This is a genomic window from Kitasatospora sp. CB01950 (assembly GCF_001905465.1).
Taxonomy (GTDB): Bacteria; Actinomycetota; Actinomycetes; order Streptomycetales; family Streptomycetaceae; genus Kitasatospora.
Map to the genome: position 1 here is coordinate 370,373 of NZ_LISX01000007.1, position 19,240 is coordinate 389,612.

General features: G+C 73.0%; 24 protein-coding genes. 8 read left to right on the top strand and 16 right to left on the bottom strand.

The genetic code is table 11. The features are described from left to right. Positions 1-4: 4 nt before the first annotated feature. Positions 5-379: a phosphoribosyl-AMP cyclohydrolase gene (hisI, locus tag AMK19_RS20255; RefSeq protein WP_073813850.1), complete on the bottom strand. Its 375-nt coding sequence runs from the start codon at positions 377-379 to the stop codon at positions 5-7. Positions 380-488: 109 nt separating this feature from the next. Here hisI and AMK19_RS20260 point away from each other — a divergent pair, with 109 nt between their 5' ends. Next, positions 489-1,187 (top strand): hypothetical protein, encoded by a 699-nt coding sequence (locus AMK19_RS20260; RefSeq protein ID WP_073813659.1) that lies wholly within the window; start codon positions 489-491, stop codon positions 1,185-1,187. Positions 1,188-1,229: 42 nt separating this feature from the next. On the opposite strand, the gene AMK19_RS20265 is transcribed toward AMK19_RS20260, so the two are convergent. Both AMK19_RS20265 and AMK19_RS20270 read right to left on the bottom strand, forming a co-directional pair. Beyond that, positions 1,230-2,756 (bottom strand): WXG100 family type VII secretion target, encoded by a 1,527-nt coding sequence (locus AMK19_RS20265; RefSeq protein ID WP_073813661.1) that lies wholly within the window; start codon positions 2,754-2,756, stop codon positions 1,230-1,232. A gap of 143 nt (positions 2,757-2,899) precedes the next feature. Further along, positions 2,900-3,193 (bottom strand): hypothetical protein, encoded by a 294-nt coding sequence (locus AMK19_RS20270; RefSeq protein ID WP_073813663.1) that lies wholly within the window; start codon positions 3,191-3,193, stop codon positions 2,900-2,902. A 166-nt stretch (positions 3,194-3,359) separates the two neighbouring features. Here AMK19_RS20270 and AMK19_RS34455 point away from each other — a divergent pair, with 166 nt between their 5' ends. After that, on the top strand, positions 3,360-3,833 hold the full coding sequence (locus AMK19_RS34455; RefSeq protein WP_083647113.1) for a septum formation family protein: 474 nt from the start codon (positions 3,360-3,362) through the stop codon (positions 3,831-3,833). A gap of 7 nt (positions 3,834-3,840) precedes the next feature. Here the strand turns inward: AMK19_RS34455 and AMK19_RS38140 are convergent, their stop codons facing one another. Next, positions 3,841-3,975 (bottom strand): hypothetical protein, encoded by a 135-nt coding sequence (locus AMK19_RS38140; protein ID WP_274536987.1) that lies wholly within the window; start codon positions 3,973-3,975, stop codon positions 3,841-3,843. Between the two features lie 159 nt (positions 3,976-4,134). Here AMK19_RS38140 and AMK19_RS20280 point away from each other — a divergent pair, with 159 nt between their 5' ends. Further along, positions 4,135-4,773 (top strand): TIGR03085 family metal-binding protein, encoded by a 639-nt coding sequence (locus AMK19_RS20280; RefSeq protein ID WP_073813667.1) that lies wholly within the window; start codon positions 4,135-4,137, stop codon positions 4,771-4,773. Positions 4,774-4,855: 82 nt separating this feature from the next. Then, a complete protein-coding gene (locus AMK19_RS20285) occupies positions 4,856-5,635 on the top strand; it encodes a VOC family protein (protein ID WP_073813669.1) in 780 nt (259 codons plus the stop codon). Between the two features lie 42 nt (positions 5,636-5,677). On the opposite strand, the gene hisF is transcribed toward AMK19_RS20285, so the two are convergent. From hisF to hisD, 8 genes are read right to left on the bottom strand one after another with little or no spacing between them, the layout of a single operon-like run. Next, positions 5,678-6,448: an imidazole glycerol phosphate synthase subunit HisF gene (hisF, locus tag AMK19_RS20290; protein ID WP_073813671.1), complete on the bottom strand. Its 771-nt coding sequence runs from the start codon at positions 6,446-6,448 to the stop codon at positions 5,678-5,680. Next, positions 6,445-6,879, bottom strand: coding sequence for a RidA family protein (locus AMK19_RS20295; RefSeq protein WP_073813673.1), 435 nt, complete (start codon positions 6,877-6,879; stop codon positions 6,445-6,447). Before AMK19_RS20295 ends, hisF begins: the two co-directional genes overlap by 4 nt. Beyond that, positions 6,876-7,604, bottom strand: a complete 729-nt coding sequence (gene priA, locus AMK19_RS20300) for a bifunctional 1-(5-phosphoribosyl)-5-((5-phosphoribosylamino)methylideneamino)imidazole-4-carboxamide isomerase/phosphoribosylanthranilate isomerase PriA (protein WP_073813675.1) — start codon at positions 7,602-7,604, stop codon at positions 6,876-6,878. Before priA ends, AMK19_RS20295 begins: the two co-directional genes overlap by 4 nt. A gap of 29 nt (positions 7,605-7,633) precedes the next feature. Beyond that, on the bottom strand, positions 7,634-8,269 hold the full coding sequence (gene hisH / locus AMK19_RS20305; protein ID WP_073813677.1) for an imidazole glycerol phosphate synthase subunit HisH: 636 nt from the start codon (positions 8,267-8,269) through the stop codon (positions 7,634-7,636). A gap of 12 nt (positions 8,270-8,281) precedes the next feature. Continuing rightward, positions 8,282-8,425 (bottom strand): hypothetical protein, encoded by a 144-nt coding sequence (locus tag AMK19_RS36590; RefSeq protein ID WP_198953380.1) that lies wholly within the window; start codon positions 8,423-8,425, stop codon positions 8,282-8,284. Then, positions 8,425-9,018, bottom strand: coding sequence for an imidazoleglycerol-phosphate dehydratase HisB (gene hisB / locus AMK19_RS20315; RefSeq protein WP_073813681.1), 594 nt, complete (start codon positions 9,016-9,018; stop codon positions 8,425-8,427). The genes AMK19_RS36590 and hisB overlap by 1 nt, the downstream gene beginning before the upstream one ends. A 7-nt stretch (positions 9,019-9,025) precedes the next feature. Beyond that, a complete protein-coding gene (locus AMK19_RS20320) occupies positions 9,026-10,126 on the bottom strand; it encodes a histidinol-phosphate transaminase (protein ID WP_073813683.1) in 1,101 nt (366 codons plus the stop codon). Next, positions 10,123-11,430 carry a histidinol dehydrogenase gene (hisD, locus tag AMK19_RS20325; protein WP_073813685.1) on the bottom strand — a complete coding sequence of 436 codons (1,308 nt, stop codon included), beginning with the start codon at positions 11,428-11,430 and terminating at the stop codon, positions 10,123-10,125. The genes AMK19_RS20320 and hisD overlap by 4 nt, the downstream gene beginning before the upstream one ends. 94 nt (positions 11,431-11,524) lie before the next feature. On the opposite strand from hisD, the gene AMK19_RS20330 reads away from it, so the two are divergent. From AMK19_RS20330 to ybaK, 3 genes are read left to right on the top strand one after another with little or no spacing between them, the layout of a single operon-like run. Next, positions 11,525-13,180 carry an oxidoreductase gene (locus tag AMK19_RS20330; RefSeq protein ID WP_073813687.1) on the top strand — a complete coding sequence of 552 codons (1,656 nt, stop codon included), beginning with the start codon at positions 11,525-11,527 and terminating at the stop codon, positions 13,178-13,180. 48 nt (positions 13,181-13,228) lie between these two features. Continuing rightward, on the top strand, positions 13,229-13,957 hold the full coding sequence (locus AMK19_RS20335) for an LON peptidase substrate-binding domain-containing protein (protein ID WP_073813689.1): 729 nt from the start codon (positions 13,229-13,231) through the stop codon (positions 13,955-13,957). A 14-nt stretch (positions 13,958-13,971) separates the two neighbouring features. After that, positions 13,972-14,463, top strand: coding sequence for a Cys-tRNA(Pro) deacylase (gene ybaK, locus AMK19_RS20340; protein WP_073813691.1), 492 nt, complete (start codon positions 13,972-13,974; stop codon positions 14,461-14,463). Positions 14,464-14,605: 142 nt separating this feature from the next. On the opposite strand, the gene AMK19_RS20345 is transcribed toward ybaK, so the two are convergent. The 4 genes from AMK19_RS20345 to AMK19_RS20360 form a co-directional block, all read right to left on the bottom strand. Continuing rightward, complete coding sequence (locus AMK19_RS20345) at positions 14,606-15,235, bottom strand: hypothetical protein (protein WP_073813693.1); 630 nt, start codon at positions 15,233-15,235, stop codon at positions 14,606-14,608. A gap of 70 nt (positions 15,236-15,305) precedes the next feature. Continuing rightward, positions 15,306-16,106, bottom strand: coding sequence for an ABC transporter permease (locus AMK19_RS20350; protein ID WP_073813698.1), 801 nt, complete (start codon positions 16,104-16,106; stop codon positions 15,306-15,308). Beyond that, complete coding sequence (locus AMK19_RS20355; protein WP_143200306.1) at positions 16,103-17,068, bottom strand: ABC transporter ATP-binding protein; 966 nt, start codon at positions 17,066-17,068, stop codon at positions 16,103-16,105. Before AMK19_RS20355 ends, AMK19_RS20350 begins: the two co-directional genes overlap by 4 nt. 53 nt (positions 17,069-17,121) lie before the next feature. After that, entirely contained in the window at positions 17,122-18,300 is a 1,179-nt protein-coding gene (locus AMK19_RS20360; protein WP_073813702.1) for an NYN domain-containing protein, read from the bottom strand. 207 nt (positions 18,301-18,507) lie between these two features. Here AMK19_RS20360 and AMK19_RS20365 point away from each other — a divergent pair, with 207 nt between their 5' ends. Next, positions 18,508-19,221 carry a hypothetical protein gene (locus AMK19_RS20365; protein WP_143200307.1) on the top strand — a complete coding sequence of 238 codons (714 nt, stop codon included), beginning with the start codon at positions 18,508-18,510 and terminating at the stop codon, positions 19,219-19,221. The last annotated feature ends 19 nt before the right edge of the window (positions 19,222-19,240 follow it).

The following is a 19,240-nucleotide window of genomic DNA, read 5'->3' on the forward strand; positions in this document are numbered from 1 at the left end:
CAGGCTAGCGGGACAGCGGCAGCACGTCGGCGTCGAAGCACGTCCGCTCACCGGTGTGGCAGGCCGCGCCGACCTGGTCGACCTTCACCAGCAGGGTGTCGCCGTCGCAGTCCAGCGCGACGTGCTTCACGTGCTGCACGTGGCCGGAGGTGTCGCCCTTCACCCAGTACTCGTTGCGACTGCGACTCCAGTACGTGCAGCGGCCGGTGGTCAGCGTGCGGTGCAGCGCCTCGTCGTCCATCCAGCCGAGCATCAGCACCTCACCGGTGTCGTACTGCTGGGCGACGGCGGGCACCAGGCCGTCCGGGGTGCGCTTGAGACGGGCGGCGATCGCCGGGTCCAGGGCGGTGCTGCCGGGGGCGGCGGGGTTGGTCGACATGCCGTCCATTCTCGCAGGACGCCCCGGCCTGCCCGGGCGACCTCGGCCGGGCGGTAGTTTGACCCCCGACGAACAACAGAACTGCTCTGCACGATGGGGGATTTGCCGGGTGAGTCAGTACCAGTCGCAACCACTGCCGACCGCCGCGTTCGGTCACTACCTGCTCCAGCGGACGGCGGGCGAACACCTCCACCCCGGCGAGCCGATGATCGGCGCCTGGGCGATGAAGCTGGACCGCCTCGCACCGCTCTGGTGGGACCGCGACATCGTCCGCGCCGCGAGCCACGCCCCGCTGGCCTGGATCTACAACTTCTTCGTCCGGTTCTGGTACGGCTTCCTGCTGCACCTGCTGCCGCGCTGGTTCGTCGTCCTGTTCATGCCGAGGATCTACCTGCTGCGCCCGTACGGCCTGTCGCTGACCCGCCGCGCCTACCGGGCGATCCGCCGCCCCCTGCACGGCGGCTCGCTGAACGGCGACGAGGGCACCACGGCGTGGCAGTTCTGGCGGGCGGTGCGCACCACGCCCGGCGAGAAGCTGCGGGCCGACCACGACCACTTCACGGTGCTGCTGACGGACCGCCGCCTGCTGGTCCTCGCCCGCTGGACCAGCATGCAGCACACCCAGCACTACCGGGCCGTCCCGCTGTACGAACTCCCGTTCGGCAGCTGGTGGTTGCGCCCCGACACCCCGAACGACGTGTGGGCCGCCCGACAGGACCTGCTGTTCGCGGACGGCTCCTGGATCGCCCTGGAATTCGAGGACTCCGCCGAGCGCGAGGCGTTCCGCAACGCGACGGCGGGGCGCTGACCGTACGGCCGGGCCCCGCCGTCGCCCCGGCGGCGGGGCCGGTCAGCCGAAGGCGGTCGCGATCCGCGACTCGTCCACCCGGTACGGCGCCGGGTCGTGGGCCAGACCCACGTCGTGCAGGAGCTCCTGCTTGATCGCTTCCTTGTTGACGTCGCTCTTCAGGCCTTCCTTGGCCACCGCCAGCGAGGACTGGCCGGCCGCCTTCAGGCTGCCCTTCCAGGTGCCGTCGCCGCGCTGAAGGTTGTCGTCGTCCTCGATGCCCAGGGCGTGGTCGAAGCCCTGCTGCACCTGCTCCGTGATCTTCCCGTCCGCGTACTTGGCCGCCTTCGCGGCGAGGCCCTCGCCCTCCTCCAGCGACCGCAGTCCCTCGAACGCGGTCTTCACGGTCTTGAGCTCGGTCATCGCCTTGCGCGCCGACTCGATGTTGCGCACCGCCTTCACGGCGCTGCCCAACTCCTTGAGCGCCTTCAGCAGCTCTTCCAGCTTCTTGGCCAGCATGGTGGAGACCTTCGCCACCCGGGCCACGAAGACACCGATCTCCGCCTCGGTGATCAGCGCGTCCGCGATCAGGCCGATGCCCATGGTGACCACCGCGATCACCGCCTCCGCGGCCAGCGACACGATCAGCGCCTCGATCGCCTCGCTGATGATCTGGATGACCATGCCCTCGGCCATCGCGCACTCCTGCGCGGCCGAGTTGATGATCTGCGCGGTGTCGTGCATCCCCTTCGCGGTCTGGTCGAGCGCGTCCGCGACCTCGCCCATGTGACCGCCGAACGCGTCGCTGGCGCTGCCCGCCCAGTCCGCGGAGAGCGGCACCGCGCCGCCGCGCAGCTCGGCCGCGACCGACTGGACGGCGTGCGCCTGCGCCTGCCACTCCTCGGCGGCGGCGTTCAGCTGCGCGAGATCGCCGGTGACCTTCTCCAGCATGTCCATCAGGCCGGACTGCTCCAGCGCCCACACGACCGCCTCGTCCAGCATCCCGCCCAGACCGTTCCGGTCCGGGTGGTTCGCCGGGTCGAGGTTCGCCATCGCCGCCTCGACCTGGGCGTGCGCCCAGGCGTAGGCGTCGCTCTGCCGCTCCATGATGCCCACTGGCGACGGGCCGTAGCCGATCATCTCGTGGCCGTTGCGCCCCGCCGCAGCCATACCGGCCTGCGCGGCCGCCGCACCGATGATCGAGCCGATCCCGCCACCGGTCCCGCCACCCGCCTCGCCGCCGGCGGCACCGCCCTCACCGACACCGTCCAGCCCGGTCGACGGCGAAGCGCCGGCACCCGGTTCCGGGTCCTTGGGGCCGAACAGCTGGTCGCCCACCCAGTCGCCGGCGCGCTGGCTCACGCTGTCGATGACGGTCGAAGCCCCGTCCTTCAGCTTGCCCTTGAACCACCCGTCCCGCGGATCGATCGGGCCGACCCCGGGCGTGTCGTCCCCGGCGCCGCCCGCCGGGTGCTGCGGCGCCTGCGGCTGCTGGGGATGCGTCGGCTGCGGCTGCTGCGGAACGTGCGGCGGCGTCGGCGGCTGCTGCGGGACGTGCGGCGGCGTCGGCGTCTGCGGGACACGCGGCACCGTCGCCCCTCCCTGCCGCTGCCCCTGCCCCGGGCTGGGCAACGTCCGCGGATCCGTCACCCGGGTCGACGACTTGGACCCGCCCTGCGACGTCGACGCCTTCGGGGTGACCTTCGGAGCCTTGTTGGAGGAGGGCTGCACCATTACTGCCCACCGCCCATCGTGCGCACCACGTAGTCCTCGTGGTCCTGGTAGTTCTGCGAGACCCCCGTCAGCCCCTCCGAGGTGCCGTTGACGGCGCTGCCGAGCGCGCCGATGTTCTCCCGGTTGGCACTCGCGTGCTCCTCGTACGCCGACGCCAGGTGCTGGGCGTTCGGCAGGTGTCCGAAGGCATCGGACGAGATGGTGATCGCGGCGGTGACCGACGCGATCCTGCTCAGCTGTTCGGACTGCTCCGCGAGCAGTGACGCATATCGGTCGAGTGCGCCAGGTTCCACCCGAAACCCGCTGTCCCCCATGGCAGTTGCCCTCCCTCGGCGACCTTGTACAACAAGCCGGTCATCCTACTGATCCGCATGCAAAGGCTTTGCAAACAGATGTCCGAAAAGCACTGACGCGACACCCTCCCCGCCCTCACAATGGCGGTGGAACAAGGGGGTTGGCATGACTGGCCGACAGAAGACCGTCCTGGGCACGGCGGTGGCGGTCGTTCTCGCCGCTCTGGCCGCCGTCCTGCTGTGGCCCGAGCCGCACCGCCCGGCCGCTGCCGCGCCCCCGCCTCCCCCCAGTTCCTCCCCGGCACCTTCACCGAGTCCGACCAAGACGGTTCCCTACCCGTACTTCACGCCGGGGACGTGCTTCCAGGTGCCGCGGCTCAGCAACGTGCAGCAGCCCACGGCCGTCCCGTGCGACCAGCAGCACGACGCGGAGTCGATCGCCAACGCGGTTCTCCCGGACGGCCTGGCGGATCTGCCGGCGATCTTCCGCAGCATGACGGACCTGTGCAAGGAGCCGACCAAGCAGGCCCTGGCCCGCACCACCGACGGCCCCCGGCACGGAACGTCGGTGGGTCTGCCGCTGGAGTTCTACCAGCAGGGCGAGCGCGGGGTCACCTGCGCCCTGACGTTCAAGGCCTGACCCTGCCTCAGTTGGAGAGGGAGGTGGTGATGTCCTGCGCGCTGCTCGCGTTGCCGGGCACCTCGCCCCAGGCCGCGACGCTGTTGGTGCCCAGCGTGCAGTCCGCGCCGTAGACCCGGTCGGTCTCCCTGGCGGCGATCACCAGCTTCGTCCGTGGCGCACCCCGCCGGAAGGTGTTCCGGCCGTCGTGAACCGGACTGTCCGCTTCGCGACATCTCGCCATGCGCACGTCAATCAAGTGGGTGCGGGATCACGTGCGCGCCGACGTTCAAGGCCCGACCCGCTGCGTAGGCTGTGCGGCATGTCGAGCCTTGCACGGGCCGAGCGTGCCCGTCTTTCCGGATTGTTGTCGGCGGCCGGCCCGGACGGGCCGACCTTGTGCGAGGGGTGGCTGACCAGGGATCTGGTGGCCCATCTGGTGGTGCGGGAGGGCCGGCCGGACGCGGCGGCCGGGATCAGGGTGCGGCCGCTCGCGGGCTGGACGCAGCGGGTGCAGGACCGCGCGGCGGCCCGCCCGTACGGGGAGTTGGTGAAGTCCTTCCGCTCGGGCCCGCCGGCCTTCTCGCCGTTCAACCTGCCGGGTGTGGACGAGGCGGCGAACCTGCTGGAGTACTTCGTGCACGCGGAGGACGTCCGCCGGGCGGTGCCGTTCGAACCGGAGGAGCCGAAGGCCGAGTTGGTCGAGGCGCTGTGGCGGCGGGTGCCGGTGGCGGCCCGGCTGGGCGAGTCGCGGCCGTCGGTGTCGTTGCGGCTGACGCGCCCGGACGGCCGGGAGGTGACGGTCCGTCGGCACGATCGGCCGCTGGTGACGGTGACCGGGGAGCCCGGCGAGCTGGTGCTGTTCCTGTTCGGGCGCGGCGCGAAGGCCGCGGTGACGGTGGAGGGCGAGCCGGAGGCGGTCGCCGAGCTGGCCGAGGCCCTGCCGCTGCCGGAGGACTGACGGCGCGTCGGCCGCCGCCGCCCCGGCCGGAGGTGCCAGCCTGAGCGGTGGCCCCGCCCACCCCGTCCTCTCTGGAGCACCCATGGTCAGCACCGATTTCCGGACCGGATCGCCGAACTGGATCGACCTCGGCAGTCCGGACCTCGCCGAGTCCGAGCTGTTCTACGGCGCGGTGTTCGGCTGGACCTTCGAGTCGGGCGGCCCGGACGCCGGCGGCTACGGCTTCTTCCGCAACGAGGGCCGCACCGTCGCGGCGGCCGGCCCGCTGACCGAGGCGGAGGCGCTGCCCGCCTGGACGGTGTACTTCCGCACCGAGGACGCCGACGCCACGGCGGCGGCCGTCGCCGAGGCCGGCGGAACGGTGCGGGTGCCGCCGTCGGATGTCATGGAGGAGGGCCGGTTCGCGCAGTTCACCGATCCGACGGGCGGCAACTTCGCGGTCTGGCGGCCCGGGCGGACCCGCGGCCTGGAGGCCGTCCGGGAGCCCGGGGCGCTGTGCTGGGCGGAGCTGCACACCTCCGACCTGGCCAAGGCGCTGCGCTTCTACCAGCGGCTGTTCGGCTGGCGGACGCGCGGCAGCGAGGTGCCGGGCGTGGACTACACGGTGCTGTGCACCGCCGAGGGCTCGGACCCGTTCGAGGCGTCCTTCGGCGGCGCGGCGGGCGTCCATCCGCGGGTGAACGTCGGCTGGCTGGTGCACTTCGCGGTCGCGGACGCGCTGCTGACCGCCGATCAGGTCCGCAAGGCCGGCGGGAGCATCGTGATCCCGCCGGAGCAGGTCCCGACGGTGGGCCGGGTCGCGGTGCTGGCGGACCCGTTCGGCGCGCAGTTCGCGATCCTGGAGCCGGAGCCCCGCCGGTAGAAGGCGGAGCCCGCCGGTGGGCCGGCGGGGCCCCGCGAAGGATCAGCGGACGGGGTGCCCGGTGGTCCGCAGTTCGTCCTTGACCTGGCCGATCGTCAGGTCGCCGAAGTGGAAGACGCTGGCGGCGAGCACCGCGTCGGCACCGGCGTCGACGGCGGGCGCGAAGTCGGCGAGCTTGCCGGCCCCGCCGGAGGCGATGACGGGCAGCGAGACGGCCTTGCGGACGGCCCGGATCATCTCCAGGTCGTAGCCGTCCTTGGTGCCGTCGGCGTCCATCGAGTTCAACAGGATCTCGCCGGCGCCGAGTTCGGCCGCGCGCACCGCCCACTCGACGGCGTCCAGGCCGGTGCCCTGTCGTCCGCCGTGGGTGGTGACCTCGTAGCCGGAGGCGGTCTCGGTGCCCTCGCCGCAGCGCCGGGCGTCGACCGACAGGACCAGCACCTGGCGGCCGAAGCGCTGCGCGATCTCGCGGATCAGTTCGGGGCGGGCGATCGCCGCGGTGTTGACGCCGACCTTGTCGGCGCCGGCCCGCAGCAGCCTGTCGACGTCCTCGACGGCGCGCACGCCGCCGCCGACGGTGAGCGGGATGAAGACCTGCTCGGCGGTGCGGCGGACCACGTCGTAGGTGGTCTCCCGGGAGCCGGACGAGGCGGTGATGTCGAGGAAGGTCAACTCGTCGGCGCCCTGGGCGTCGTAGAGCTTGGCGAGCTCGACCGGGTCGCCGGCGTCGCGCAGGTTCTGGAAGTTGACGCCCTTGACGACGCGTCCGGCGTCCACGTCCAGACAGGGGATGACGCGTACTGCGAGTGTCACGACTGTGTGCCTTCCAGGGTGCGGGCCAGGCCGGGGCGGTGGGCCTCCACCTCGACCTCGACCATCATGCGGGAGTCGGTCAGGCCCTCGACCACCACCATCGTGGTGACCGGCCGGACCTGGTCGAAGATCTTCTTGTGGGCGCGGCCGACCGCGTCGCAGTCCCGGACGTGGGTGAGGTACATCCGGGTCCGGACCACGTCGGTGGCGGTGAGTCCGTAGTGGTCGAGCGCGTCGAAGGCCACCTTGAAGGCGGCGATCGTCTGCTCGTACGGGTCGCCCTCGGCGAGGGCGACGCCGTCCTCGTAGGCGGTGCAGCCCGCGACCAGGACGAAGTCCCCGGCTGCCACCGCCCGGGAGCTCCCGTACGCGTCCTCCCAGGGGGACTCTGCGGAGTGGCGGGCGGTGGTGGCCGGGGTTTCGTCGGTCATCGGGACACAGCCTCCAGGGCCTCTTCGAGGGTGAACTTCTGCTCGTAGAGGGCCTTGCCGACGATCGAGCCCTCGACGCCCTCCGGCACCAGGGTGGCGATCGCGCGCAGGTCGTCGAGCGACGACACGCCGCCGGAGGCGACCACGGGGCGGTCGGTGGCGGCGCAGACGTCGCGCAGCAGCTGCAGGTTGGGGCCGGTCAGGGTGCCGTCGCGGTTGACGTCGGTGACCACGTAGCGGGAGCAGCCCTCGGCGTCCAGGCGGGCCAGGACGTCGAACAGCTGGCCGCCGTCGCGGGTCCAGCCGCGGCCGCGCAGGGTGGTGCCGACCACGTCCAGGCCGACGGCGATCTTGTCGCCGTGCTCGGCGATCACCTTGGCGACCCACTCGGGGCTCTCCAGCGCGGCGGTGCCGAGGTTGACCCGGGTGCAGCCGGTGGCGAGCGCGGCGGCCAGCGACTCGTCGTCGCGGATGCCGCCGGACAGCTCGACCTTGATGTCGAGGCGGCCGGTGACCTCGCGGAGCAGGTCGCGGTTGCTGCCGGTGCCGAACGCGGCGTCCAGGTCGACCAGGTGCAGCCACTCGGCGCCGGCGTTCTGCCAGGCCAGGGCGGCGGCGAGCGGCTCGCCGAAGGAGGTCTCGGTGCCGGAGGCGCCCTTGACCAGGCGGACGGCCTGCCCGTCGCGGACGTCGACGGCGGGCAGCAGTTCGAGGCGGTTGGTCATGATCCGTTGGTCTCCCAAGTCGGAGGGCGTCAGAGAGTGTCGACCCAGTTGGTCAGCAGGGCGGCGCCGGCGTCGCCGGACTTCTCGGGATGGAACTGGGTGGCCCACAGCGGACCGTTCTCCACCGCGGCGACGAACGGCTGCCCGTGGGTGGTCCAGGCCACCTTGGGGGCGCGGATCTTCTCCGAGTGGGACTCCAGCACCCAGTGCCGCACGCCGTAGGAGTGCACGAAGTAGAACCGGGTGTCGGCGTCCATCCCGGCGAACATCCGGGTGTCGGCGGGGGCGTCGACGGTGTTCCAGCCCATGTGCGGGACGACGGGCGCGTCCAGCGGCTCGACCACGCCGGGCCACTCGTCGCAGCCGTCGGTCTCGACGCCGTGCTCGACGCCCTTCTCGAACAGGATCTGCATGCCGACGCAGATGCCCAGCACCGGGCGGCCGCCGGCCAGCCGCCGTCCGATGATCTGCTCGCCGCGCACCGCCTTCAGGCCGCGCATGCACGCCTCGAAGGCGCCCACGCCGGGCACCAGCAGGCCGTCGGCGTCCATCGCCTGCTGGAAGTTCGAGGTGACGGTGACGTTCGCACCGGTCCGCTCGACGGCGCGCTGGGCGGAGCGCAGGTTGCCGGAGCCGTAGTCCAGCACCACCACGTTCTTGGTCATGTCGCGGAGCTCCTAGAAGCGCAGGATGCCGGCGGCCAGGCACATGGCCGAGGCGAAGGCGAGGACGAGGATCACGCTCTTCGGCTTGTCCTGCTTCCAGAACGAGTAGACGCCGGTGGCGAAGAAGATGCCGAGGAAGATCAGAACCGTCGCCATCAGAGGGCGCCCTTCGTGGACGGGAGGATGCCCTCGGCGCGCGGGTCGCGCTCGGAGGCGTAGCGCAGCGCCCGGGCCAGTGCCTTGAACTGGCACTCCACGATGTGGTGTGCGTTGCGGCCGTACGGCACGTGCACGTGCAGCGCGATCTGGGCCTGCGCGACGAAGGACTCCAGGATGTGCCGGGTCATCGTGGTGTCGTACGAGCCGATCATCGGGGCGATGCCCTCGGGCTCGCTGTGCACCAGGTACGGGCGGCCCGACAGATCGACCGTGACCTGCGCCAGCGACTCGTCCAGCGGGACGGTGCAGTTGCCGAACCGGTAGATGCCGACCTTGTCGCCGAGCGCCTGCTTGAAGGCGGCGCCGAGGGCGAGGGCGGTGTCCTCGATGGTGTGGTGGGTGTCGATGTGCAGGTCGCCGTCGGTCTTCACGGTGAGGTCGAAGAGGCCGTGGCGGCCGAGCTGGTCGAGCATGTGGTCGTAGAACCCGACGCCCGTGGAGACGTCCGTCCTGCCGGTTCCGTCGAGGTCGATCTCGACCAGGACGGAGGTCTCCTTGGTGGTGCGTTCGACGCGGCCGATACGGGACATTGCGGGGTTACAGCTCCTTGATTGCAGCGGACACGGCGGCCAGGAAGGCGTCGTTCTCGGCGGGGGTGCCGGCGGTGACGCGCAGCCACCCGGGCACGCCGTTGTCGCGGACCAGCACGCCCCGGTCGAGGATCGACTGCCACACCGCGTGGGTGTCGGCGAAGCGGCCGAACTGGATGAAGTTGGCGTCCGAGTCGGTCACGTCGAGGCCCAGCTCGCGCAGCGCGACCACCAGCCGGTCGCGCTCGGACTTCAGCTGCTCGACGTAGCCGAGCAGCGTGTCGGTGTGCTCCAGGCAGGCCAGCGCCGTGGCCTGGGTGACGGCCGACAGGTGGTAGGGCAGCCGGACCAGCTGCACCGCGTCCACCACCGCCGGGTCCGCGGCCAGGTAGCCGAGCCGGAGGCCGGCCGCGCCGAACGCCTTCGACATGGTGCGCGAGACCACCAGGTTGGGGCGGCCCTCCAGCAGCGGCAGCAGCGAGTCGCGGTGCGAGAACTCGACGTACGCCTCGTCCACCACCACCAGGCTGGGCCGGGCGGCCTGCGCGGCCTCGTACAGCGCGAGCACGGTGTCGGCCTCGACGGCGGTGCCGGTCGGGTTGTTCGGCGAGCAGATGAACACCACGTGCGGGCGCAGCTCGGCGATCGCCTCGCGGGCCGCGTCCAGGTCGACGGTGAAGTCCTCGTTGCGCGGGCCGGAGATCCAGCCGGTGCCGGTGCCGCGGGCGATCAGCGCGTGCATCGAGTACGAGGGCTCGAAGCCGATCGCGGTGCGGCCGGGCCCGCCGAAGGTCTGCAGCAGCTGCTGGAGCACCTCGTTGGAGCCGTTGGCGGCCCACACCTGGTCCTTGGTCACGGTGTGGCCGGTGGTGTCGGTCAGGTAGGCGGCCAGGCCGGCCCGCAGCTCCACCGCGTCCCGGTCCGGGTAGCGGTTGAGCTGCCGGGCGGCGTCGGCGACCCGCTCGGCGATCCGGGCCACCAGCGGCTCGGGCAGCGGGTACGGGTTCTCGTTGGTGTTCAGCTGGACGGGCACGTCCAACTGCGGTGCGCCGTAAGGGGACTGGCCGCGCAGCTCGTCCCGGACGGGCAGGTCGTCGATCTTCGTCACGAGCTGGGCACGCTCCAGTCGAATCGGGCCTTCACAGCGTCTCCGTGACCGGGCAGGTCCTCGGCCTCGGAGAGGTTGACCACGTGCGCGGCGATGTCTGCCAGCGCCTGCCGGTCGTATTCGACGACCTGGACGCCGCGCAGGAAGGTCTGCACGGACAGGCCCGAGGAGTGGCAGGCGCAGCCGCCGGTGGGCAGCACGTGGTTGGAGCCGGCCGCGTAGTCGCCCAGCGAGACCGGGGTGAAGCGGCCGAGGAAGATCGCGCCGGCGTTGCGCACCCGCTCGGAGACGGCGTGCGGGTCGGCGGTCTGGATCTCCAGGTGCTCGGCGGCGTACGCGTTGACGACGGCCAGGCCCTGGTCGAGGTCGTCGACCAGGATGATCCCGGACTGCGGGCCGCCGAGCGCCTCGGCCACCCGCTCGGAGTGCCGGGTGCGGGCGACCTGGGTCTTCAGCTCGGCCTCGACCGCGTCGGCCAGCTCGGCCGAGGTGGTGACCAGCACCGATCCGGAGGTCGGGCCGTGCTCGGCCTGGCTGATCAGGTCCGCGGCGACCTCGGCGGCGTCCGCCGTGTCGTCCGCGAGCACCATGATCTCGGTCGGGCCGGCCTCCGAGTCGATGCCGATCCGGCCGGCGAACAGCCGCTTGGCGGCCGCGACGTAGATGTTGCCGGGGCCGGTGACCAGGTTGACGGGCGCGCACTCCTCGGTGCCGAGGGCGAACATCGCCACCGCCTGGGCGCCGCCCACCGCGTACACCTCGTCCACGCCGAGCAGCGCGCACGCGGCCAGGATGGCCGGGTGCACCCGGCCGCCGAAGGCCTTCTGCGGCGGCGAGGTGACGGCGATGCCGCGCACCCCGGCCTCCTGCGCGGGCACCACGTTCATCACCACGGACGACGGGTAGACCGCCAGGCCGCCCGGCACGTACAGGCCGACCCGGTCGACCGGCACCCACCGCTGGGTGACGGTGCCGCCGGGCACCACCTGGGTGGTGCGGCCGGTGCGCCGCTGGTCGCTGTGGACGGCGCGGGCCCGGCGGATCGACTCCTCGAGCGCGGCGCGCACCTTCGGGTCGAGCTGCTCCAGGGCCTCGGCGATCTGCTCGGCCGGGACGCGGGTGGACGTCAGCCGCACCCCGTCGAAACGCTCGGTGATCTCTATCAACGCGGCCACGCCACGATGGCGTACGTCCTCCGCGATCGGCCGCACCTTCTCAAGGGCGGCCTCCACGTCGAACTCGGCACGGGGCAGCACGTCGCGGGGGTCCTGATCGGAGCCGCGGAGGTCGATTCGAGAGATCACACGGCCAAGTGTAAGGAGTGACGAAAAACGGCATCCGGGTATTTCAGTCCGTGATACGAAGGATGAGACGTCGACAAGATCATCGGGGGATGCGGTGGAGCAGGCGCCGGACGACTGGACCGACATCGAGCGCGGGCTGTGGGAGGCGTTCCGCCACGGCGACGTGTACGACCTGCGGGCCGACCGCTCCGACCTCCGCACCGACCTGGTCCGGCCCGCCCCCGCCGGGCAGGCCGTCCGCCCGGACGAGGAGAGCCTCGGCCCCGACGACCCGTTCGACTCCACTTCCTGGGGGCCGGAGCGCACCGTCCGCGCCGAGGTGATCGCCCGGCTGCTGCTGCACGGCCCCGGGGCCGCACCCGGCAAGGTCACCGCGCTCAAGCTCACCGGCGCCCGGATCACCGGCCGGCTCGACCTGGCCGGCGGCCGGATCGACGGCTACGTCGAGCTGCGGCTGTGCCGCTTCGACCACAAGCTGCTGCTCTCCGAGGCCTCCGCCGCCACGCTGCGGCTGGTCTCCTGCGCACTCCCCCGGCTGGAGGCGTCCCGGATCGCCACCGAGGGCGACCTGCACCTGGCCCGCTGCGGCATACCCGCCGGCGTCCGGCTCACCGACGCCCGGATCGGCACCGACCTGCTGCTCAACCAGTCCGCCATCGGCCCCGACAGCTTCGGGCGCTCGCTGTCCGCCGACGGGATCGGCGTCAACCAGGACTGCGAGGCCGAACGGCTCGACGTGCTCGGCGAGGTGGGCCTGCGCTCGGCCCGGATCGGCGGCCGCCTCTCGCTGCGCGGCGCCACCCTGCGGGCCTCGCCCGTCAACCCCAACGCGCTCAACGCCCCGCGGATCACCGTCGGCCACACCCTGTACCTGTCCGGCTCCGCCGACGCCGACTGGACGGGGTCCCGCACCGTCTACGGCTCCGGCTACGGCGAACCCGCCACCACCGCCGCCTACGAGGACGTCACCCACACCCCGTTCCGCTCCTGGGGCCGGGTCCGGCTCTCCGACGCCCGCTTCGACAACGCCTGCCTGATCACCGCCGCCGAATTCCACCTCGGCCCCGACCAGGAACTCTCCCTCAACCGGATCCAGACCCCCGAGCTCCGCTTCACCTGCAGAACCCCGCCCACCGGCACCGTCAGCCTCAACCGCGCCCGGATCGGCAACCTGGTCGACTCCCCCGACGCCTGGCCCACCGACCGGCACATCTCGCTCACCGGCTTCAGTTACGAATCGCTCCGCCCCGCCGAGCCCTTCCCGCTGGAACGCCGCGTCGCCTGGCTGGAGTCCGGCGCCGAGTTCCGCCCCGAGGCCTACGAGCAGCTCGCCGCCGCCCTGCGCCGCGACGGCGCCGACGAGGACGCCCGCACCGTCCTGCTCGCCAAACAGCGCCGCCGCCGCAGCACCCTGCCGCTGCCCGGCCGGCTCTGGGGCCACCTCCAGGACGCCGCTGTCGGCTACGGCTACCGCCCCGGCCGCGCCGCCACCTGGCTGGTCCTCGCCTGGGCGCTCGGCACGATCTACTTCCAGGAGCACCCGCCCGCGCCGATCAAACCCGACGAACGGGTGGAGTGGAACGCCGCCCTGTACGCCGCCGGCAAGGTCCTCCCACTGATCGACCTCGGCCAGGCCGGCTGGAACCCCGACCGCCCCGGCCAGTGGGTCGCCACCGCCCTGGTCCTCACCGGCTGGGTCCTCGCCACCACCGCCGTCGCCGGCGTCACCCGGCTCCTCCAGCGCGGCTAGCCGTAAGTCCGGAGCGGCGGCGGCCCCACGGGAACTACGCTGTCCGCCGTGACTGATCGGCTCCCGCTCTTCCCGCTCAACACCGTCCTGTACCCCGGGCTGGTGTTGCCCCTGCACGTCTTCGAGGAGCGCTACCGCCGGCTGGTCGCCGACCTGCAGAAGCTGCCCGAGGACGAGCCGCGCCGCTTCGGCGTGATCGCCCTCCGGGACGGCCGCGAGGTCGCTCCGGTCCGCGAACTCGACGCCCCCGCAGGCCCGTTGGACGGCATCGGGGCCCCCGGCGAGGACCCGCTGGACGCCCTCCACCCGGTCGGCTGCGTCGCCGACGTCGCCTCCGTCCGGGACCAGCCCGAGGGCCGCTACGAACTCCTCGTCACCGGCACCACCCGGTTCCGCCTGCGCGCCGTCGACGCCACCGGCCCCTACCTGGTCGGCGACGTCTCCGTGCTGCCCGAACAGCCCGGCGAGGGCTCCGGCGCACTCGCCTCCGGCGTCGAACGCGCCTTCCGCACCTACCAGAAGCGCCTGGCCGGCGCCCGCGAGGCCACCCTCAACGGCGAACCCGAACTCCCCGACGACCCGCAGGTGCTCTCCTACCTGGTCGCCGCCGCCACCACCCTGCCGGTGGCCGTCAAGCAGGAACTCCTCGCCTGCCCCGACACCGCGCAGCGCCTCACCCGCGAGCTCGAACTGCTCCGCCGGGAGAGCGCGGTGATCGCCAAGCTCCCGTCCCTGCCCGCCATCGAGCTCACCCGTCAGGCGTTCAGCCCGAACTGAGGACTCCCCCGCCCATGCCCAGGAAGAAGACCGCCGGCGGCACCCCCGCCACCGTCGCCCTCGACGCGGCCGCCGTCCCGTTCACCGTCCACGAGTACGCCCACGACCCCGCCGCGAGCTCCTACGGCGCGGAGGCCGCCGAAGTCCTCGCCGTCCCGCCGGCCCGCGTCTTCAAGACCCTGCTCGCCGAGACCGACGGCGCCCTCGCCGTCGCCGTCGTCCCCGTCTCCGGCCAACTCGACCTCAAGGCCCTCGCCACCGCGCTCGGCGCCAAACGCGCCACCATGGCCGACCCCACCGCCGCCGAACGCTCCACCGGCTACGTCCTCGGCGGCATCTCCCCCCTCGGCCAACGCAAGAAGCTCCGCACCGTCATCGACACCACCGCCCTGACCCACCCCACGGTCTACGTCTCCGCCGGCAAACGCGGCATGGAAATCGAACTCGCCCCGGCGGACCTGGTCCGGCTGACGAACGCAGTCACTTGGGACATTGGCAGGCGATGAGCATTCAGGGGCGCGTGGGGGTACCTCCCGGCCCGCGGGAGAACTGCGCGAAGGGGAACGCACTCAACCGCAAGATCGCGACGCAGGACAATGACCTGCACGTGATCGCGACCTCACGGATGTGGTGCTGCGCTTCGCGTCCCTACTGCGGAGGCATCGCCCAGTACGGCGGCCGGTCCGGCTCCCGCTTGCCGAACGTCGCCGAGAGGGCGAGCAGCACGATGGTCGCCGTCATCGGCCACACCAGCAGCGCGCCGTGCGCGGTGAGCTCCAGCGGCCCGTCGAACGAACCCCCGTTGCCGACGGCCAGCGCGTGCGCGCGGAGGTCGGTGGTGGGGCCGAGGCGGGTGCCGAGCTGCCAGCCGAGGACCGAGCCGAGGAGGCCGCCCGCGGTGAGGCCGACGGCGACGGCGATGCCGCCGCCGCGGGTGCGGGTCCAGAGGAAGGCGCCGAGGGCCGTGGCGATGCCGAGCGCGAGGCCGAGCAGGGAGAAGACGCCGACGGCGGCAATCTGGGCTTCGCCCTCGGGGTCGCGGTAGAGGATCCGGTTGTCCTGGACCTCGAACCCGATCCGCGGCGAGAGCCAGAGCCAGAGCAGGCCGAGCACGACGCCGAGGACCGCTCCGGCGACGGTGATGACCGCTCCGATCCGCAGCTCGGGGCCGACCGGCGGCCGCTCGACGGCGGCGGGCGGCTGCGGCGGGTGGGGCGGGGCGAACGGGTCCGCCCCGGGCGGCGGCGTGTCACCCGCAGGTGTGTTCGGTACGGTCACGCCCCCATCGTTTCATGGCCGCCCCCGCCGCTGTCGATCTCCTGTCGCGGTCCGTTCGACGGAAGGAGTCTCAGTGCGCGGCGCGCCGGTACGCCCAGGTGGCGAGCGTCAGCGAGGCGAGGCCGACCGCGCCGCAGACGCCGAGGTCGAGCAGGACGCGGGCCCAGTCGGGGTGCGGGGCGAAGGTGAGGGCGAAGGCGTCGACGCCGTAACTGGAGGGCAGCAGGTCGCGCAGCCACTGCACCGGGACAGGCAGCCGGGAGGCCGGCAGGACGCCCAGCAGCAGCGCCGCGGACATGCCCAACTGCCCGGCGAGGGTGGCGAGTTCCTGGCGCGGGGCGAGCAGCCCGAGGGTCGCGCCGAGTCCGGCGAGCGCCGCGCCGGCCAGCGGGACCACGGCGAGCAAAATCCACAGCCGTCCCATCGGCAGCCCGAACATCCAACTGCCGGCGGCGGCGGTGACGAACACCCCGGGCACGGTGAAGGAGGCGTACGCGGCGGCGGTGCCGAGCACCACGGACGCGGGCGGGACGGGCAGCGTCGCGTAGTGGTCGAGGCCGCCGGTGTGGCGGAGCCGGCCGAAGTACTGGGCGAGCAGGTTGAGCGCCACGAAGGCGACGACCAGGACGGCGGAGCCGGCCACCACGGCGTGCGCGGAGGGGTTGTCGCCGGGGTCGACGACGCCGCGCATCATCACCAGGATGCCGATGGACTGGAAGGTCGCGACGAACAGCAGCGGGATCCGGGAGACCTTGGCCCGGGCCAGCTGGGCGCGGTAGACGGCGGCCAGCGCGGGCAGCAGCCGGGCGGCGGGGGCCAGCGGGGCGGCCGTCCCGGTCGCGGTGGCGGCGGGGGCGTCGAGCAGGGTCATCGGGCGAGTCCTCCGTGCCGGCCGCCGAGTCGGAGGTAGGCGTCCTCCAGGGTGGGGGTGGCGAGGGTGAAGTCGTCGAGTGCGGCGAAGGCGGGGCCGGTGGTGACGGCGGCGACCAGTTCCCGGGCCTCGTCGGGGGTGGTGCGCAGGGTCCAGCGGCGTCCGGTGCGTTCGGCGCGTTCGGCGAGCGCGGCGACGGCGGGGACGCCGGTGGGGGCGTCGTGCCGCCAGACCAGGTCGAGCCGGACGTGGCCGTCGACGAGTGCCTTGAGGCCGCCGGGGGTGTCGCAGGCGATGACCTTGCCGCCGTCGACCACGGCGACCCGGTCGAGGACGGTCTCGGCCTCGATGACGTTGTGGGTGACCAGCAGCACGGTGGTGCCGCGTTCGGCACGGCGGCGGTCGACGGCGCTCCACACGGCGCGGCGGGCGACCGGGTCCATGCCGGTGGTGGGTTCGTCCAGCACCAGCAGCGGGCGTTCGCCGACCAGGGTGGCGGCGAAGCAGGCGAGGCGGCGTTGGCCGCCGGAGAGTTTGGCGAGCGGCCGGTGGGCGAGCGGTTCGAGGCCGAGTTCGGTGATCACGTCGGCGGTCTCGGCGCGGGCGGCGGCGCGGGTGAGTCCGCGCAGGCGGCCGGTGGTCTCGGCGGCGAGGGCGACGGTGAGCTCGTCGAGGGCGGTGGATTCCTGGCCGAGGTAGCCGAGCAGCCGGGCGGCCCGTTCGGGGTGGCGGACGATGTCGTGCCCGAGCAGGTCGATGGTGCCGGCGTCGGGTCGGAGCAGGCCGGTGAGCTGGCGGACCAGGGTGGACTTGCCGGCGCCGTTGGGCCCGAGCAGCCCGAAGATCTCGCCGCGCCGGACGGCGAGATCGATGCCGTCGTTGGCCCGGACCTCGGTGCCGCCCGCCCGGTAGGTCTTGACCAGGCCGCTGATGGTGCAGCAGTCCTGAGGTGCCTTGCTCACGACGGAAGACTCTACGCGCCGTGCCGGGCCTTCCGGGCACGCGGGTCACGCGATCAGCTGTCCTCCAGCACCTCCGCCGGGCGGCGGGTGTCGGGGATCCGGGCGGCGAGCTCCTTCCAGAAGCCCTCCCGGATGGCGTACCTGTCCTGCTCGTCGATCTGGTCCTCCTTGTGGGCGAGCAGGCCGAACCGGGCGGCGTAGCGCAGCAGTTCGCCGTCGAGGCGGTGCGGGATGCGCGGGTGGTCGGTCCACAGCAGGGCGGGGCGGTCGGCGGGGGCGAGCCGGTCGAGCCAGCGGCGGGCGAAGACCTGGCCGACCTCCTGCGGGTCGCCGCCGACGCTGGTGATGTCCTCCTCGCGGTCGGCCCAGCGCTGGGCGGCGGTGGTGAGGCGGTCGAGGGTGGGCAGCGCGTCGACGGGGCTGGTGTCGGTGCGTTCCAGCCAGCCGCGGTCGGAGGACCAGCGCAGCACCGGCCCGCCGAGGCCGGTGGCCGGCGGCGTGGGGACGGGGAGGGGGGCGCGTCCGGCCAGGTCCTTGGGGGTGGGGATGATCCGTAACGGGGCGGCGGCCCGCCCGGCGGTCGCGGCGGCGGGTTCGGCGGCGGGTTCGGCGGCGGCGCGCGGCCGGGGCGGGGCGGGCAGCACGGCGACGGGCGCGACGGGGGCGGCGTGGTCGGGGTTGGTCTCCCGCGGGCGGGCCCAGCGTTCGATCCAGGCGCGGTCGAGGACCCGGCGTTCGTCTGCCTCGCCGACGAGTTCCTCGGACTGGTTGAAGTCGCCGTCGGCGGCCTCCAGCGCCCACAGGTGGACGGCCACGCCGTGCTCCTTGGCGGAGGCGACGCCGGGCAGCAGGTCGCCGTCGCCGGTGACCAGCACCACGTCGGCGCAGGCGTGGTTGCGCGCGAGTTCGCTGAGTTCGGCGTGCATCGCGGCGTCGACGCCCTTCTGCACCCAGCGGCCCTCGGCGCGGGTGAGCGCGCCGAGCCGGACGGTGACCCGGGGCAGCACCCTGAGCCGGCGGTGTTCGGGCGCGGGTCTGCGGTCGATGGCGGCGTCGAACCAGTAGATCCGCAGCAGTGGCAGCCCGGTCTCCTCCACGGCGCGGTCGCGCAGCGCGCCGATCAGCACCGGGTGGTCGACGGCGATCCGCGACCGGCCCGGTTCTCCGGCGAGCAGGCTGGCGGCGGCACCCAGCAGGTAGCCGGCGTCGACCAGGACGACGCAGCGGTCCATTTCGGCACCTCTTCCTCGGCCCCGGAGGCGCGGCGGTGGGGACGCCGCGCGGCGCTCCGGCCACCGTTGCGCACACCTGTACCCGTCGTCCGCTCCCCGAACCGTGCCCAAGCCTTTACCCGCGACCCTGGATACTGGGACACCGTGCGGAAAAGTGCAGTGGCCTTGTGCGGAGTGGCGGCGATCGGTGCCGTCGCTCTCGTTCTGGTGCCCGCGACCGTGCCGGAGACCTCCGAGGGCGACACCGGGCTGGTGTCGGTGGTGGTCAACGGCGGTCGGACGGTGGAGCTGGGGCCGAGCGAGACCAGGACCTTCCCGGTGGAGGTGACGGCGACGGACCGCTCCGGCATCCGCACGGTCGACCCGATCGGCCTGTGGGGACCGAACTACGCGACCCTCAAGGTCGGCCCGATGAGCTGCGTGCCGGTCGACGCCACCGGCACGGTGAGCCGCTGCACCGGCGAGGCGACGGTCGAGGCGACCTCCCGGGTGCTGTTCGACGACCAGGCCGGCAGCTGGTTCGTGGACCTGCGGATCCAGGCCAACGACGGCGACCGCTACATCTCGAAGTCCGCGGGCGGCTTCTCGCTGAAGCGCACGGCGCTGCTCGACGAGGCGTCCGGCCCGGCGACGGCGTCCGACGGCGAGAAGATCCGGCTCAACGGCCGCCTGCAGCGCGCCATGTGGGACGAGCACGGCTACATCCCGCAGCAGGGCACCACCGTCTACCTGCAGTTCCGCGCCGACGGCTCGAACACCTGGTCCACCCTGACGGCCGTCAACACCGACCACGAGGGCCGGTTCTCCCTCCAGGTCGCGGCGAGCGGCTCGGGAACGTACCAGTGGTACGCGCCGGGCGACAAGTGGACCGGCTCGGCGACCTCCGCGGAGCTCCCGGTCACGGTCGGGCCCGGGCAGTGAACAGGGGCGCCGGGGAGGA

Bases quoted from the DNA above. Each gene is read 5' to 3' on its own strand.
- priA (WP_073813675.1), bottom strand. From the start codon at position 7,604: ATGACCAACCGCCTCGAACTGCTGCCCGCCGTCGACGTCCGCGACGGG.
- AMK19_RS34455 (WP_083647113.1), top strand. From the start codon at position 3,360: ATGACTGGCCGACAGAAGACCGTCCTGGGCACGGCGGTGGCGGTCGTT.
- AMK19_RS20280 (WP_073813667.1), top strand. From the start codon at position 4,135: ATGTCGAGCCTTGCACGGGCCGAGCGTGCCCGTCTTTCCGGATTGTTG.
- AMK19_RS36590 (WP_198953380.1), bottom strand. From the start codon at position 8,425: ATGGCGACGGTTCTGATCTTCCTCGGCATCTTCTTCGCCACCGGCGTC.
- AMK19_RS20295 (WP_073813673.1), bottom strand. From the start codon at position 6,879: ATGACCGACGAAACCCCGGCCACCACCGCCCGCCACTCCGCAGAGTCC.
- hisB (WP_073813681.1), bottom strand. From the start codon at position 9,018: ATGTCCCGTATCGGCCGCGTCGAACGCACCACCAAGGAGACCTCCGTC.
- hisI (WP_073813850.1), bottom strand. From the start codon at position 379: ATGTCGACCAACCCCGCCGCCCCCGGCAGCACCGCCCTGGACCCGGCG.
- AMK19_RS20360 (WP_073813702.1), bottom strand. From the start codon at position 18,300: ATGGACCGCTGCGTCGTCCTGGTCGACGCCGGCTACCTGCTGGGTGCC.
- AMK19_RS20350 (WP_073813698.1), bottom strand. From the start codon at position 16,106: ATGACCCTGCTCGACGCCCCCGCCGCCACCGCGACCGGGACGGCCGCC.
- ybaK (WP_073813691.1), top strand. From the start codon at position 13,972: ATGCCCAGGAAGAAGACCGCCGGCGGCACCCCCGCCACCGTCGCCCTC.
- AMK19_RS20285 (WP_073813669.1), top strand. From the start codon at position 4,856: ATGGTCAGCACCGATTTCCGGACCGGATCGCCGAACTGGATCGACCTC.
- hisH (WP_073813677.1), bottom strand. From the start codon at position 8,269: ATGACCAAGAACGTGGTGGTGCTGGACTACGGCTCCGGCAACCTGCGC.